The sequence below is a fragment of the Sphingopyxis sp. sgz302558 genome (assembly GCF_057220455.1).
In genome coordinates, this window is record NZ_JBXPUZ010000002.1 from 894,505 (window position 1) to 907,045 (window position 12,541).

Below are 12,541 nucleotides of genomic sequence, written 5' to 3' on the forward strand. Positions count from 1 at the left end.
GGCTCTAGGCCGCCGCGCGGTCGAGGAACGGATCATAGAATTCCGCCAGCGCCGCGAGCACACTGGCGCTGTCCGGGATCTGGTTGACGCGGTTGCGGAATTCGGCCGATCCGTGAAGCCCTTTGGTGTACCAACCCAAATGTTTGCGCGCCATGTTGACCCCGGTCATTTCACCATAATGGTCGAGCATCGCGCGATAATGGTCGGTAATCAGGTAATATTGTTCGGCAATCGAAGGATCGGGGCGGATGCTGCGTCCCGCAAGCGCATCCATCACCTGCCCTAACAGCCAGGGGCGGCCATAGGCCCCGCGCCCGATCATCACCCCATCAGCGCCGCTTTGCGCCAGCGCGGTACGTGCATCTTCGACCGAGCAGATATCGCCGTTGACGATTACCGGCACTGACACCGCATCCTTCACCCGGCGGACGAAGGCCCAGTCGGCGTTGCCGCGATACATCTGGTTGCGCGTGCGGCCATGCACGGTGATCAGCTTTGCGCCCAGGTCCTCGGCGATATGCGCCAGTTCGGGGGCATTCAGGCTATCATGGCACCAGCCCATGCGCATCTTGACGGTGACGGGCACCGAAACGGCATCAACCGTCGCTTTGATGAGCGCCGCAGCGAGCGGCAGGTCGCGCATCAGCGCCGATCCGGCATCGCCATTGACGACCTTTTTCACCGGGCAGCCCATGTTGATGTCGATAATGGCCGCGCCGCGATCTTCATTGAGTTTCGCGGCTTCGGCCATTTCGAAAGGGCTGCAGCCGGCAAGCTGCATCGACACCGGTTCCTCAACGCGGTGCCACGCGGCCTTTTGCAGCGACTGGCGGGTTTCGCGGATCATCGCTGCTGACGCAATCATTTCGGTCACATTCAGGCCCGAACCATAGCGCCGCACCAGCGTGCGGAAGGGCATGTCAGTTACGCCCGTCATCGGTGCTAGGATGACAGGCTCTGCAATGGTAATCGGACCAATGGAAATGGGCTGCAACGCGGCCACGAAGATATCCTATGCCTAAAAATTAAGCAGCGCCGCTACACAAATCCACGCTTTCCTGCAAGAGCGCGCTGCGCTACGCCGCGCGGCCATGGTTCAACATCCGCCGTCCCTGCCTTCGATTGCTGTCATTTTGCTTGCTGGCGGGTCAGGTGAAAGGGCGGCACTGGGGCAACCCAAACAACGCGCGCTGCTTGGCGGCAAGCCGGTGTTGCTGTGGAGCTTTGAAGCGTTTTCCGCACATGCGGGCGTCGGGGCCTTGGTTCTGGTCGGCGATGCGCAAACGCAAGCATTGGTGCCCGATGCGCCGGTGTTGCGCCGCGCGGAGGCGGGTACGACCCGGCGCGCGTCGGTCGCCGCCGGGATGGCAGCTCTGACCGATCTGGCCGACGACGCCATTGTCTTGGTGCATGACAGTGCTAGGCCGGGCGTGGATTCTGAAGTGGTCGTCCACCTGCTCGAGGCGCTGGCGCGGGGCGCTGTTGCCACGACCCCTGCCCTGCCCGTTGCCGACACGCTGATGATGGTTGATGCCGGCGAGGCAGGGGACATCATTGACCGCTCAACAATGGCGCGAGTGCAAACACCGCAAGCATTCCGGCTGGGCGCACTGCGCCGTGCGCACCAGCAGTGGAACGGCCCCGAGCCGACCGATGATGCCCAAATGGTTCGGGCCAGCGGCGGCACGGTAGCCGTAGTGCCCGGCTCGGCGCGGTTGCATAAATTGACCTGGACAGATGATCTCGCGATGCTGGAAGCCTTGTTGACGCCAAAGGATGGGATGATGGGTGATTACCGGATGGCGGTGGGCAATGGCTATGATGTGCACCGTCTGGTAGCAGACAAACCGCTGTGGCTTGGCGGAGTCCAGATTGCCCATAGCCACGGCTTATCTGGACACAGCGATGCCGATGTCGCGCTTCATGCCCTGACCGATGCTATTTTGGGCGCGCTGGGCGATGGCGATATCGGCGCGCATTTCCCGCCGTCCGATCCGCAATGGCGCGGTGCGGAATCACATCGTTTCGTGCGCTTTGCCGCCGAGCGCGTCAGAACGCGCGGGGCGCGTATCGACCATGTCGATGTCACCATCATTGCCGAAGCACCAAAGGTTGGCCCGCACCGCGAGGCAATGCGCACGGCCATCGCCGACATGCTGGGGATTCCCAGTGACTGTGTGAGTGTGAAGGCGACCACCACCGAAGGCTTGGGTTTTGCCGGGCGGCGCGAAGGCATTGCGGCGCAGGCGACCGCGACACTGCGGCTGCCGAAATGATCCTGCCGGACGACAGCTTTGAGGAAGCGGCCGAAGTGCTGGCGGCCAACCGTGCCGCCGGACGGACGGTGGTACTGGCCGAAAGCTGCACCGGCGGGCTGGTGGCCGCGGCGCTGACGTCGGTGTCGGGATCTTCCGATGTGTTTGGCGCGGGCTTTGTCACCTATAGCAATGCGGCCAAGAGCCGGATGCTGGGCGTTGACCCGGCGATTTTCGACGCCCATGGGGCGGTTTCGCGCGAATGTGCGATGGCAATGGCAATTGGTGCGCTGGCCAACAGCGACGCCGATGTGGCCGTCTCCATCACTGGCATTGCCGGACCGGGCGGCGGTAGCCCCGACAAACCGGTGGGGCTCGTGGTCTTTGCCCGAGCGCGCCGGGGCGCAGGAGCGGCGCATTTCGTCCAGCGCATTTTTTTCCAATCGCGCGACCGAACGGCGATCCGCCGCGCCGCAACCGCCTTCGCGCTTGACCTGCTTCAGCCCGGTGCCGATGCGTTGACGGCGGCACCCGATATCGAACTGCCCGCGCCGTAAAGTGCATCGGCGCGCGCTTCGAAGGCGGCGATCATCTTGCGCAGCGCGCGATCGAACATTTGTCCCGCCATGCGTTCGAACAGGCTGGATTTGAAGGCGAAGTCGACCATGAAGTCGACGCGGCAGCCGCCCTCCGGGCGCGGGGTGAAGCGCCATTCATTGTGGAGATGGCGCATTGGCCCGTCGAGATAGTCGACCGTGATTTTGCGCGTCGGCTCTTTGATGACGCGCGAGGAAAAACTCTCGCGAAAGCCTTTGATGCCGACAATCATATCGGCGATGGTTTCAGCCGCTGTGTCGCTGCGCACCCGCATCGCGACAACCCATGGGAGAAATTCGGCGTAGCGCCCGACGTCGGCGACCAAGGCATACATTTGCTCGGCGCTGTGCGGGAGCATCCGTATTTCACTGTGGCGTGGCATGCGTTTGGCTATGCCGCTCCAGCGCGCGCGAGCTTGGCTTCGCGGGCTGCACGCATGGCTTCGAAATCCTCACCCGCATGATAGCTGGAGCGGGTCAGCGGCGTTGCGGCCACCTGAAGGAAGCCTTTGGCGCGCGCAATCTGGCCATAGGCATCGAACGCCTGTGGCGTCACGAAGTCGACCACCTTGGCATGGCGCGGTGTGGGCTGCAGATATTGGCCCATGGTCAGGAAATCGATGTCGGCGCTGCGCATATCGTCCATCACCTGATGCACCTCCATCCGTTCCTCCCCGAGGCCCAGCATGATGCCCGATTTGGTGAAGATCGACGGGTCGCGCCGTTTCACGCTCTCGAGCAGGCGCAGCGAGGCGTAATAGCGCGCGCCGGGGCGGATAGTGGGATAAAGCCGGGGGACGGTTTCGAGATTGTGGTTGTATACATCGGGGCGCGCATCGACGATGCTCGCCACCGCACTGTCGGGCTTGTTGCGGAAATCGGGGGTGAGGATTTCGATCGTGGTCGCAGGCGTTTCGCGGCGCAGTGCTTCGATCACTTTCACAAATTGGCTCGCCCCGCCCTCGGGCAGGTCGTCGCGGTCGACCGACGTGATGACGATATGGCTCAGGCCCATTTGTGCCGCGGCAATGGCGACGTTGGTCGGCTCCATCGCATCGACGGCGCGGGGCATGCCGGTCTTAACGTTGCAAAAGGCGCAGGCGCGGGTGCAGGTGTCGCCCAATATCATCACGGTCGCGTGCTTCTTGGTCCAGCATTCACCGATGTTGGGGCAAGCCGCTTCTTCGCACACGGTCGCCAGACCCAGTTCGCGCATCAGCTTGCGCGTTTCATTGTAACCGGGGCTGGTCGGTGCCTTGACGCGGATCCAGTCGGGTTTGCGCGGACGAGGCAATGGCGTGGCAGGAGCGTTCATCGCCGCCAGATAGCGTTTGGCAGGTCACTTGCCAACCGGCACCATGCTGCTTATCCGCCGGGTATGATCGTCGAAACGCTCACCTCGCCCGTCATCCTGTTTTTTGTGCTGGGTTTTGCGGCGGCGCTCGCCAAGTCGGACCTTAATATTCCAGAAGCCTTTGCGAAGGCGATGTCCATCTATCTGATGGCGGCCATTGGCCTCAAAGGCGGGGTATCGGTCGCCGACAGCGGCTTTACCCCTGATCTGCTGTGGGCGGCGCTGGCGGGCGTGGCGCTGAGTTTCCTTCTCCCCTTGCCGGCCTTTTTCCTGCTGACGCGCTTCGGCGGGTTGTCGCGTATTGATGCCGGTGCGGTGGCGGCGCATTATGGCTCGGTCAGCGTCGTCACCTATGTGACCGCACAAGAGCTGTTGACCAATCAGGGCCTTGGTCCGGCGGGCTATATGGTCGCGGTGCTGGCGCTGATGGAAACGCCAGCAATTATCAGCGGGCTGTTGCTGGCAAAGCGCGGCGCGGCGGCGCAGACCGGTGCGGGCGGCGGCAACACGATGCTGCATGAGGTGTTCACCAACGCATCCGTCGTCCTGTTGGTTGGCAGCTTCATCATCGGCCTGGTTGCGGGCAGCGACGGGTTTGCGGCGGTCAAACCCCTGTTTGATACCGGTTTTCGCGGGGTTCTGTGCCTGTTCCTGCTCGACATGGGGCTGATTGCGGCACGGCGGCTTACCCAGTCGCGCAAGCTCAACCCGCAACTGGTGTTCATTGCCATATTGCTGCCGCTGATGAACGGGGCGCTGGGCACGGTCGCAGGCACGGCAATCGGCCTTGATGCCGGGTCAGCGGCGGCGCTGGGGGTGCTCGCGGCCAGCGCTTCCTATATCGCCGTGCCTGCCGCGATGCGGCTGGCGCTGCCCGAGGCTGACCCCGGGATTTATCTGGCAATGTCGCTGGGGATTACCTTTCCGTTCAACATCATTTTCGGCATCAGCATATTTGCCGCGCTTGCCACCGGGATAGCCTGACCATGATTGAGACCGTCCAGCGCAAGCGCATCGAGATTTTGGCAGACACCCCCCTGCTACCGCGCGTGATTGCGATCATGCGCGAGGTGGGAATTAGCGGTTGGAGCCTGATCCGCGTCGATGCGGGCGAAGGGCGTGGCGGCGCATGGCAGCATGACGAGCTCACCGGCGCGGCTGCCAAAACCATCGTGATTGCGATAGCCTCGGACGAAAGGGCAGCAGCGATGACCGAACGGATTGCGCCGCTGCTCGACAGCCATCGCTTGCTGCTCACAATTGGGGACGTTGCCGTGGTGCGCGGGGAGCGTTTCTGATGCCCGAATTTGGCGAGCTGATCCGCGGTTACCAGCGGTTCCGTGCCGCCGGCTATCGCCAACAGAAGGCGCGGTATGACATGCTGGCGAGCGATGGACAGGCGCCGCCCGTGATGGTGATCAGCTGCTGCGACAGCCGCGTCGATCCAGCGACGATTTTCGATACCGGCCCGGGTCAGCTATTCGCGCTGCGCAATGTCGCCAATCTGGTGCCGCCTTTCGAAGTAGGCGGCGGGTTGCACGGGGCATCGGCGGCGATTGAATTTGGCGTTTGCGGGCTCAATGTGAAGCATATCGTGGTATTGGGCCACGGCCAGTGCGGCGGCATTGGCGCGGCGCTGACCGGAGCTGACCTAGGCCTGTCCGGCACCAGTTTCGTCGATGATTGGATGACCATCATTGCCGACGCGCGCGATGCGGTGGTGGCACGCAAATGCGCGCATCCGCAGCGCGAACTGGAACGGGAGGCGATCAAGGTCAGCCTAGCCAATCTGCGTAGTTTCCCCTTCATTGCCGAGCGCGAGACGGCGGGAATGCTGAAGCTGCACGGGGCGTGGTTTGCTATTGGCGAAGGCGAGTTACATGTGCTGGACGAAGCGACCGGGGATTTTGTAGTGGCGGGGTGAAGAAGGCCGAGCCACCCCTGCAGAAATCGCTTTCCTACACGGCCTAAATCTGGTTCGTCTTGTTGGATGGTCTGTCGTCGCCAAACGCGGGCAAGAACGATCGGGCAGATCGCCAGACACCATGGGGGGTAGGCGTATACTTTGTGAAGAATCCGCCATTTTTTAAGCACCACGTCCCATGAACTCTTACACCCTGACCGCCGTCGCGGCTTATTTTGTGCTGATGATCGGCATAGGGATATATGCGTGGCGTAAGGCGACACAGAGCAGTGCCGAATATCAGCTGGGTGGGCGGCAGCTCGGTCCAGCGGTGACGGCGCTGGCCGCCGGGGCGTCGGACATGTCGGGCTGGCTGATGCTGGGCCTTCCTGGCGCGCTGTTCGTGTCGGGGCTGTCGCAAAGCTGGATTGCCATCGGACTGTTTCTGGGCGCGTGGGCCAATTGGGTGATTGTCGCGCCGCGGCTGCGCGAGCAAACCGAGCGCTTTGGCAATGCGCTGACCATTCCCGAATTTTTGGGCAACCGGTTCAATGACAAGCGTCATGTGTTGCGGCTGACGGCAAGTGTGGTGATCGTGGTCTTCTTCGCGCTGTACAGCGCGTCGGGGCTGGTTGCCGGCGGCAAGTTGTTTGAGAGTGCGTTCGGGGCAAGTTACCAGACCGGGCTGTGGGTCACCGCCGGCGTGGTGGTCGCCTATGTCGTGCTGGGCGGGTTCTTGGCGGTTAGCCTGACGGACTTTGTGCAGGGCATGATCATGATGCTGGCACTCGTGATTGTGCCCGTGGTCGCATGGGGCGCGCTCGATGCCGATGTTGGGCCATGGACAATTTTGCAACGGATTGATCCCAATTTGACCAGTTTCCTCGCGGGCACGACGGCGCTGGGCATCGTTTCAACCATGGCATGGGGTTTGGGCTATTTTGGCCAGCCGCACATTATCGTGCGGTTCATGGCGATTCGGCGGGTGGAGGATATTCCAACGGCGCGGCGCATCGGTCTCAGCTGGATGGCGATTTCGCTGATTGGGGCGTGCGCGGTCGGGCTGATCGGCAAAGCTTATATCGCCTATAACGGCAAGGGGTTGGCTGACCCCGAAACGGTGTTGATTGCGCTTGGCGCATTGCTGTTGCACCCGCTGGTTTTTGGTCTGTTGCTGGCGGCGATATTGGCGGCGGTCATGAGCACGCTGTCAGCACAATTGCTGGTCACCGGCGCATCGCTGACGGAGGACTTCTATCGGCTTTTCGTGCGCCGTTCGGCCAGCGAGCGCGAGGTGGTGACGGTCGGGCGCCTTTCCGTTGTCGCGGTAGCCGCGGTGGCGATGCTGCTGGCGCAAAACCCAGAAGGATCGGTGCTGAGCTTGGTGTCGAACGCCTGGGCCGGTTTCGGCGCGGCGTTTGGCCCGGTCATCCTGCTCGCACTGACATGGCAGCGCATGACGCTGCCGGGGGCGTTGGCGGGAATGGTGACGGGTGCTGTGGTCGTGGTGGCGTGGATCGCCGCCGGATGGAGCGGTTGGCTTTACGAAATTGTGCCTGGTTTTGGCGCGGCAGTGGTGGCGATTGTGGCAGTTAGCCTGTTAACGGCCAAGCCTGCGGGAACCAGCTAGGGCTTTGGTGAAACCGCCCCGGCGGCGGGCCAGCTGGTGTCACCGAAGCGCTTTACCTGCAGGTCGATGAAGGTAAAGCCGGGCGCGCCGGGCCGTTCGAACGTCCCCGTTTCGCGCCATGCGCCGCCTGAAACATCGGCCTTATACTTAATCGTTGCACCGCCGGGTCCCGGTGTTTCCCAGTCAAATCCGTCGGCGCGTGGAACCAGTGGAAATTTGCCCGTTCTGCTGTTGCTCCAGCTGGTAATCCAGTAGCGATCGGCGTCGCTGTCATAGGAAATGACAGCAAAGGCATTGAACGCTTGTTTGCCATCTGCAGCATATCCCCCACCCTCAATTACCAGCACGGTACCATCCAGCATCGGCCCTGCACGCTCGGTCTGGATGAGCTCGGCGCCGCCACCGGGGCCCCTGACCGTTGCCGTGCCGCGCCATTCGCCTTGCAGAAAGGCCAGCTTCGCCATGGCGGCCTTTTGCTCCGCCACGGCCGCGCTATTGTCCATGCCCTGCGCCACTGCCACAGGCGCAGCACCCAGCAAGGCAACTGCGACGATCAATGTCCGCATGTCGGCTCTCCCCCAAATTCCCGCTCTGAGAATTAGCAGGGGATAGCGACCATGCAAAGCCACCTCGGGTCAAGGGATGGCGTAAGTCACCGTCGCCTGCCCCGCCGGACGGGGGTCGCCGCCACCGAACAGGCGCACATCGATGACCGCGAGCCGCTTGCCGAGCCGCAACAAGCGCGCTTCAGCGGCAATGGTGCCCGGCAGGCATGGTCGCAGGAAGTGATAATTGAGCGCACTGGTGACCGCCATGGCCACCGGCCCTATGTGCGCCAGCACCATCGCATAGGCCGCTGTGTCCGCGAGCGCCATCTGTGTCGGCCCAGACACCAGCCCGCCGGGACGCAGATGGCTATCCCGGCTGATCAATTCCAACCGAACCTCGCCCGGCGCGACGTGAGTGATGGTGCCGCGACCCTGTGCCGTGCTGCCTGGAAAGGCGGCATCGAGGAATCCATTGAGGGCAGCTGCGTCCATGCGCAATGCATCGGCGCTGGGACTCCCCTCCCCCGCCACGGCTCAGCGCGTCAGTTTCTTATAGGCGAGCGCAGTCGGTCGGTCGGCGGCATCGCCAAGGCGGCGACGCTTGTCCTCTTCATAGGCCTCGAAATTGCCTTCAAACCATTCAACATGGCTATTGCCTTCAAAGGCGAGGATATGGGTGGCCAGGCGATCGAGGAAAAAGCGGTCGTGGCTGATGACCACCGCGCAGCCCGCGAAGTTTTCGAGTGCCTCTTCGAGTGCCGCCAGCGTTTCGGTGTCGAGGTCGTTGGTCGGTTCGTCGAGCAGCAGGACGTTACCCCCCGCTTTCAGCATTTTCGCCATATGCACGCGGTTGCGTTCGCCACCTGAAAGCTGGCCAACTTTTTTCTGCTGGTCGACGCCCTTGAAATTAAAGGCACCGACATAGGCGCGGGTCTGCATCTCGTGCTTGCCGATCGACATCATGTCGTGGCCGCCCGAAATTTCCTCCCACACATTCTTATTGGGATCGAGCGCGTCGCGGCTCTGGTCGACATAACCGAGGCGCACGGTGTCGCCGATGCTGACGGTTCCGCTATCGGGCTCTTCTTTACCCGTGATCAGCTTGAACAGCGTCGACTTACCCGCGCCGTTGGGTCCGATGACCCCGACAATGCCGCCAGGCGGTAGCGTGAAGGACAGATCCTCGAACAACAATTTGTCGCCATAGGCCTTAGAGATATTGTTGACCTCAATCACCTTGCCGCCGAGGCGTTCGGGGACCTGAATGACAATCTGGGCCTTGCCTGGGGTGCGGTTTTCCTGTGCCTCGACCAGCTGGTCAAAGCTCTTGATGCGCGCCTTGGATTTGGCCTGCCGCGCCTTGGGGCTTTGCCGGATCCATTCGAGCTCGTCGCGGATCGCTTTCTGGCGGCCCTGATCTTCGCGCGATTCCTGTTCGAGGCGCTTGGCTTTCTTGTCCAGATAGGTCGAATAATTGCCTTCATAGACAAAATAGCGACCGCGATCGAGTTCGAGGATCCAGCCGACCACATTGTCGAGGAAATAGCGGTCGTGGGTCACCAGAATGACGTTGCCGGCGTAGTCGACCAGGTGCTTTTCAAGCCAAGCGACGCTTTCCGCGTCCAAATGGTTGGTGGGCTCGTCAAGCAGCAGGATCGAGGGTTTTTCCAGCAGCAGCCGGGTGAGCGCGATGCGGCGCTTTTCACCGCCCGACAGATTCTCCACGCTCCAGTCCCCTGGAGGGCAGCGCAGTGCCTCCATCGCGATTTCCAGCTGGTTGTCGAGCGTCCAGCCATCGACCGCGTCGATCTTTTCCTGCAGCGTGCCCATTTCCTCCATTAGCGCGTCGAAATCGGTATCCTCGGGCGGATCGCCCATTATGGTGCTGATTTCATTGAAACGGTCGATCATGTCGGCAACGCCGCGCACGCCGTCCTTCACATTTTCGAGCACCGTTTTGGCCGGATCGAGTTCGGGCTCTTGCGGCAGATAGCCCACCGAAACCCCGTCGCCCGGCCAGGCCTCACCCGAAAATTCGGTATCGATGCCGGCCATGATCTTCATTAGCGTCGATTTGCCGGTACCGTTCGGGCCAACGATGCCGATTTTCGCATCAGGATAGAATTGAAGGTGGATGCCATTGAGCACTGGCTTTTGCGCGCCTGGAAAGGTCTTGGTCAGCCCCTTCATTACAAAACTATATTGCGCGGCCATGGTGCGGTCTCCGGGCGGAAAAGGATTTGCGGTGGACCCGAAAGGGTACCGGACTGCGCGCCGGTTAGCGAAGGCGCTGGCCAAGTGCAATCGGCGAACAACTGGTTTTTTCTGGGTTCAGGCGCGATTCTTGCGGCGCTAATGGCTTAAGGGCTTGTCTCACCTTGCACGAATAATGAGCCAAATCCTGCGCGTTGCAGGCAACTCAATTATTTTTGTTGACCTTTGGATGCGATTCTCTAAATCCCGCGGCTCGCTAAGGGAGAGTTTCTTCTGATGCGGAGTTTAAGTCTCTTAGGGAGCCAAGAGCCATGAAGAAGTTTGCTGTTATTGCCGCTGCTGCCGGCATGTTCGCCCTCGCCGCTTGCGGTGAAAAGGCTGCTGAAGAAGCCACCACCGAAGCTCCGGCCACCGAAGCTGTTGCTGAAGAAGCCGCTCCGGCTGCTGAAGGCGCGATGACCGAAGCTGCTCCGGCTGCTGAAGGCGCGATGACCGAAGCTGCTCCGGCTGCTGAAGGCGCTGCCGAAGCTCCGGCCGCTGAAGGCGCGATGACCGAAGAAAAGAAGTAATTCTTCTTCGGCCCATTCGGGTCTAGAAAAAGAGGCGGTCGACCCTAGGGTTGGCCGCCTTTTTTCATGAACGATATCGTGAGGACCGGCATAGACAGCGCGCTATGCCTTGGCTAAGGCCGCCCGCGTCGGGGAGTAGCGCAGCCTGGTAGCGCATCTGCTTTGGGAGCAGAGGGTCGCAGGTTCGAATCCTGTCTCCCCGACCATTTTTCTATTCCACCTGCGGAGAAGCGACACCGATCCGCAAGCCTACCCGTCCGCCCACGGAGTATGCTGGTTTGGACGGTTGTTTGGTTGTGCGGGCCGACGTGGCGCCAGTCAAAAAGTGTGGTGGGCCCGGAGGGACTCGAACCCCCAACCTAACCGTTATGAGCGGTCAGCTCTAACCAATTGAGCTACAGGCCCCCGTCACCAGGTCAAGCGCGCGTTAGCGGACAGCGGCGGCGCTTGGCAAGTCCGGGCTGTGCCCTGTCACTGCCAGCACCTCGGCAACTGAGGTGGCCCGCACGCTGCGCCGTTGAAGGTGCGCCAGTATCTGTTCCCACCAGCCATAGAAAGCCTCAAGGTCGGCATCTGTGCGGACATAGGGCGTGTGGCCCGGCGCCAGCGATGGCGAATGAAAGGAAAAATTCAGGAGGGGCAGTCCCTGATCAAGCGCCGAGTCAATCGCGGCGCAAGCACGCGCAGCCGGGATGCCCTCGGGCGTCAAAGCAATCCGCTCAACCAACCCGAGTCGCGTCGCAAGTGACAGACTGGTCCCGCCCAGCCGCGCTAGGCGGTGGTAAGCCCTCTCCCCCAATGGTCCGAGGAACAAGCTGGTCAACGGGACTTCAAGCAGCGCTGCGTCCACCCACCATGGCCGCAGAGGAAATTGGCGGTAATTGGGGCCATGGCCGGCGCGATAGTCAAAGCCCGGGCGCACCGACGTGTCACAGCGGAACCCCAGATCGGCCAAAATGCCCGCCGTTGCCTGGCCGAGACCATAGCGACCGGCACGATAGACCAGCGGCGCCACCCCTATTGCTTCGGCAATGCGATCGCGCAGCGCACGTGTCTTGGCCAATTGCAGCGGTTCCGGGAGGTTTCCTGTATAACTGTTGCGGGAATTTACTACCTCTTCAAATGGCGGCGTGACCCATGGGTGAAGCTGCGCGCCCACCTCGGCCACGCCGCGCGCGACGGCGTCGCGCAACAATGCTGTTGCCGCTGATTTGCTCAGCACCGGCCAGTCGACCAGATAGATTGGCGAAACTCCGCGCGTTTCGAAGTAAGTCTGGCAATCAGCCAGCCGCGACAAAGAAGACAGCCCATGATGGACCCGCGAAAAGGGCTTATCCCAGTCGAAGTCCTCTTCGGTATCGATCGTAACCCAAAAGCGGGTGCCAAAATCGGCAGGAAAATGCGCAAGCTGGTCGGCAGCTGGCGGGACCAAAATGTCCGCCCCCGTTGCTGTCACACCTTATCCCCCCGCT

At 61.8% G+C, this 12,541-nt stretch carries 14 protein-coding genes and 2 tRNA genes; 8 read left to right on the forward strand and 8 right to left on the reverse strand.

Annotated features, from left to right (window positions below):
• Positions 1 to 4: 4 nt before the first annotated feature.
• Positions 5 to 1,003, reverse strand: a complete 999-nt coding sequence (dusB, locus tag AC2TC0_RS09805; protein WP_484717314.1) for a tRNA dihydrouridine synthase DusB — start codon at positions 1,001 to 1,003, stop codon at positions 5 to 7.
• Between the two features lie 88 nt (positions 1,004 to 1,091).
• Here dusB and AC2TC0_RS09810 point away from each other — a divergent pair, with 88 nt between their 5' ends.
• Both AC2TC0_RS09810 and AC2TC0_RS09815 read left to right on the forward strand, forming a co-directional pair.
• Positions 1,092 to 2,276, forward strand: a complete 1,185-nt coding sequence (locus tag AC2TC0_RS09810; RefSeq protein WP_484717315.1) for a bifunctional 2-C-methyl-D-erythritol 4-phosphate cytidylyltransferase/2-C-methyl-D-erythritol 2,4-cyclodiphosphate synthase — start codon at positions 1,092 to 1,094, stop codon at positions 2,274 to 2,276.
• Complete coding sequence (locus AC2TC0_RS09815; protein WP_484717316.1) at positions 2,273 to 2,812, forward strand: CinA family protein; 540 nt, start codon at positions 2,273 to 2,275, stop codon at positions 2,810 to 2,812. The genes AC2TC0_RS09810 and AC2TC0_RS09815 overlap by 4 nt, the downstream gene beginning before the upstream one ends.
• Here the strand turns inward: AC2TC0_RS09815 and AC2TC0_RS09820 are convergent.
• Together AC2TC0_RS09820 and lipA are read right to left on the reverse strand one after the other, a co-directional pair.
• Positions 2,755 to 3,234 (reverse strand): type II toxin-antitoxin system RatA family toxin, encoded by a 480-nt coding sequence (locus AC2TC0_RS09820; RefSeq protein ID WP_484717317.1) that lies wholly within the window; start codon positions 3,232 to 3,234, stop codon positions 2,755 to 2,757. The two genes, AC2TC0_RS09815 and AC2TC0_RS09820, sit on opposite strands and share 58 nt — an antisense overlap.
• Before the next feature lie 8 nt (positions 3,235 to 3,242).
• On the reverse strand, positions 3,243 to 4,166 hold the full coding sequence (gene lipA, locus AC2TC0_RS09825) for a lipoyl synthase (RefSeq protein WP_484717318.1): 924 nt from the start codon (positions 4,164 to 4,166) through the stop codon (positions 3,243 to 3,245).
• Between the two features lie 63 nt (positions 4,167 to 4,229).
• Here lipA and AC2TC0_RS09830 point away from each other — a divergent pair, with 63 nt between their 5' ends.
• The 4 genes from AC2TC0_RS09830 (at position 4,230) to putP (ending at position 7,738) form a co-directional block, all read left to right on the forward strand.
• On the forward strand, positions 4,230 to 5,189 hold the full coding sequence (locus AC2TC0_RS09830; RefSeq protein ID WP_484717319.1) for a sodium-dependent bicarbonate transport family permease: 960 nt from the start codon (positions 4,230 to 4,232) through the stop codon (positions 5,187 to 5,189).
• A 2-nt stretch (positions 5,190 to 5,191) separates the two neighbouring features.
• Positions 5,192 to 5,503: a P-II family nitrogen regulator gene (locus tag AC2TC0_RS09835; protein WP_484717320.1), complete on the forward strand. Its 312-nt coding sequence runs from the start codon at positions 5,192 to 5,194 to the stop codon at positions 5,501 to 5,503.
• Positions 5,503 to 6,129 carry a carbonic anhydrase gene (locus tag AC2TC0_RS09840; RefSeq protein WP_484717321.1) on the forward strand — a complete coding sequence of 209 codons (627 nt, stop codon included), beginning with the start codon at positions 5,503 to 5,505 and terminating at the stop codon, positions 6,127 to 6,129. Before AC2TC0_RS09835 ends, AC2TC0_RS09840 begins: the two co-directional genes overlap by 1 nt.
• A 178-nt stretch (positions 6,130 to 6,307) precedes the next feature.
• The gene (gene putP, locus AC2TC0_RS09845; RefSeq protein WP_484717322.1) at positions 6,308 to 7,738 is read left to right on the forward strand and encodes a sodium/proline symporter PutP; all 1,431 of its coding nucleotides are present in this window, start codon (positions 6,308 to 6,310) and stop codon (positions 7,736 to 7,738) included.
• Here the strand turns inward: putP and AC2TC0_RS09850 are convergent.
• The 3 genes from AC2TC0_RS09850 to ettA form a co-directional block, all read right to left on the reverse strand.
• Entirely contained in the window at positions 7,735 to 8,304 is a 570-nt protein-coding gene (locus AC2TC0_RS09850) for a DUF1579 domain-containing protein (RefSeq protein ID WP_484717323.1), read from the reverse strand. The two genes, putP and AC2TC0_RS09850, sit on opposite strands and share 4 nt — an antisense overlap.
• 69 nt (positions 8,305 to 8,373) lie before the next feature.
• Positions 8,374 to 8,778: a PaaI family thioesterase gene (locus AC2TC0_RS09855; RefSeq protein ID WP_484717324.1), complete on the reverse strand. Its 405-nt coding sequence runs from the start codon at positions 8,776 to 8,778 to the stop codon at positions 8,374 to 8,376.
• A 42-nt stretch (positions 8,779 to 8,820) separates the two neighbouring features.
• Positions 8,821 to 10,500, reverse strand: coding sequence for an energy-dependent translational throttle protein EttA (ettA, locus tag AC2TC0_RS09860; protein WP_484717325.1), 1,680 nt, complete (start codon positions 10,498 to 10,500; stop codon positions 8,821 to 8,823).
• Between the two features lie 311 nt (positions 10,501 to 10,811).
• On the opposite strand from ettA, the gene AC2TC0_RS09865 reads away from it, so the two are divergent.
• Positions 10,812 to 11,069, forward strand: a complete 258-nt coding sequence (locus tag AC2TC0_RS09865) for a hypothetical protein (protein ID WP_484717326.1) — start codon at positions 10,812 to 10,814, stop codon at positions 11,067 to 11,069.
• Between the two features lie 129 nt (positions 11,070 to 11,198).
• Positions 11,199 to 11,275, forward strand: a tRNA-Pro gene (locus AC2TC0_RS09870).
• Positions 11,276 to 11,397: 122 nt separating this feature from the next.
• Here the strand turns inward: AC2TC0_RS09870 and AC2TC0_RS09875 are convergent.
• Together AC2TC0_RS09875 and AC2TC0_RS09880 are read right to left on the reverse strand one after the other, a co-directional pair.
• A tRNA-Ile gene (locus AC2TC0_RS09875) sits at positions 11,398 to 11,474 on the reverse strand.
• Positions 11,475 to 11,496: 22 nt separating this feature from the next.
• Complete coding sequence (locus AC2TC0_RS09880) at positions 11,497 to 12,525, reverse strand: polysaccharide deacetylase family protein (RefSeq protein ID WP_484717327.1); 1,029 nt, start codon at positions 12,523 to 12,525, stop codon at positions 11,497 to 11,499.
• Between the last annotated feature and the right edge of the window lie 16 nt (positions 12,526 to 12,541).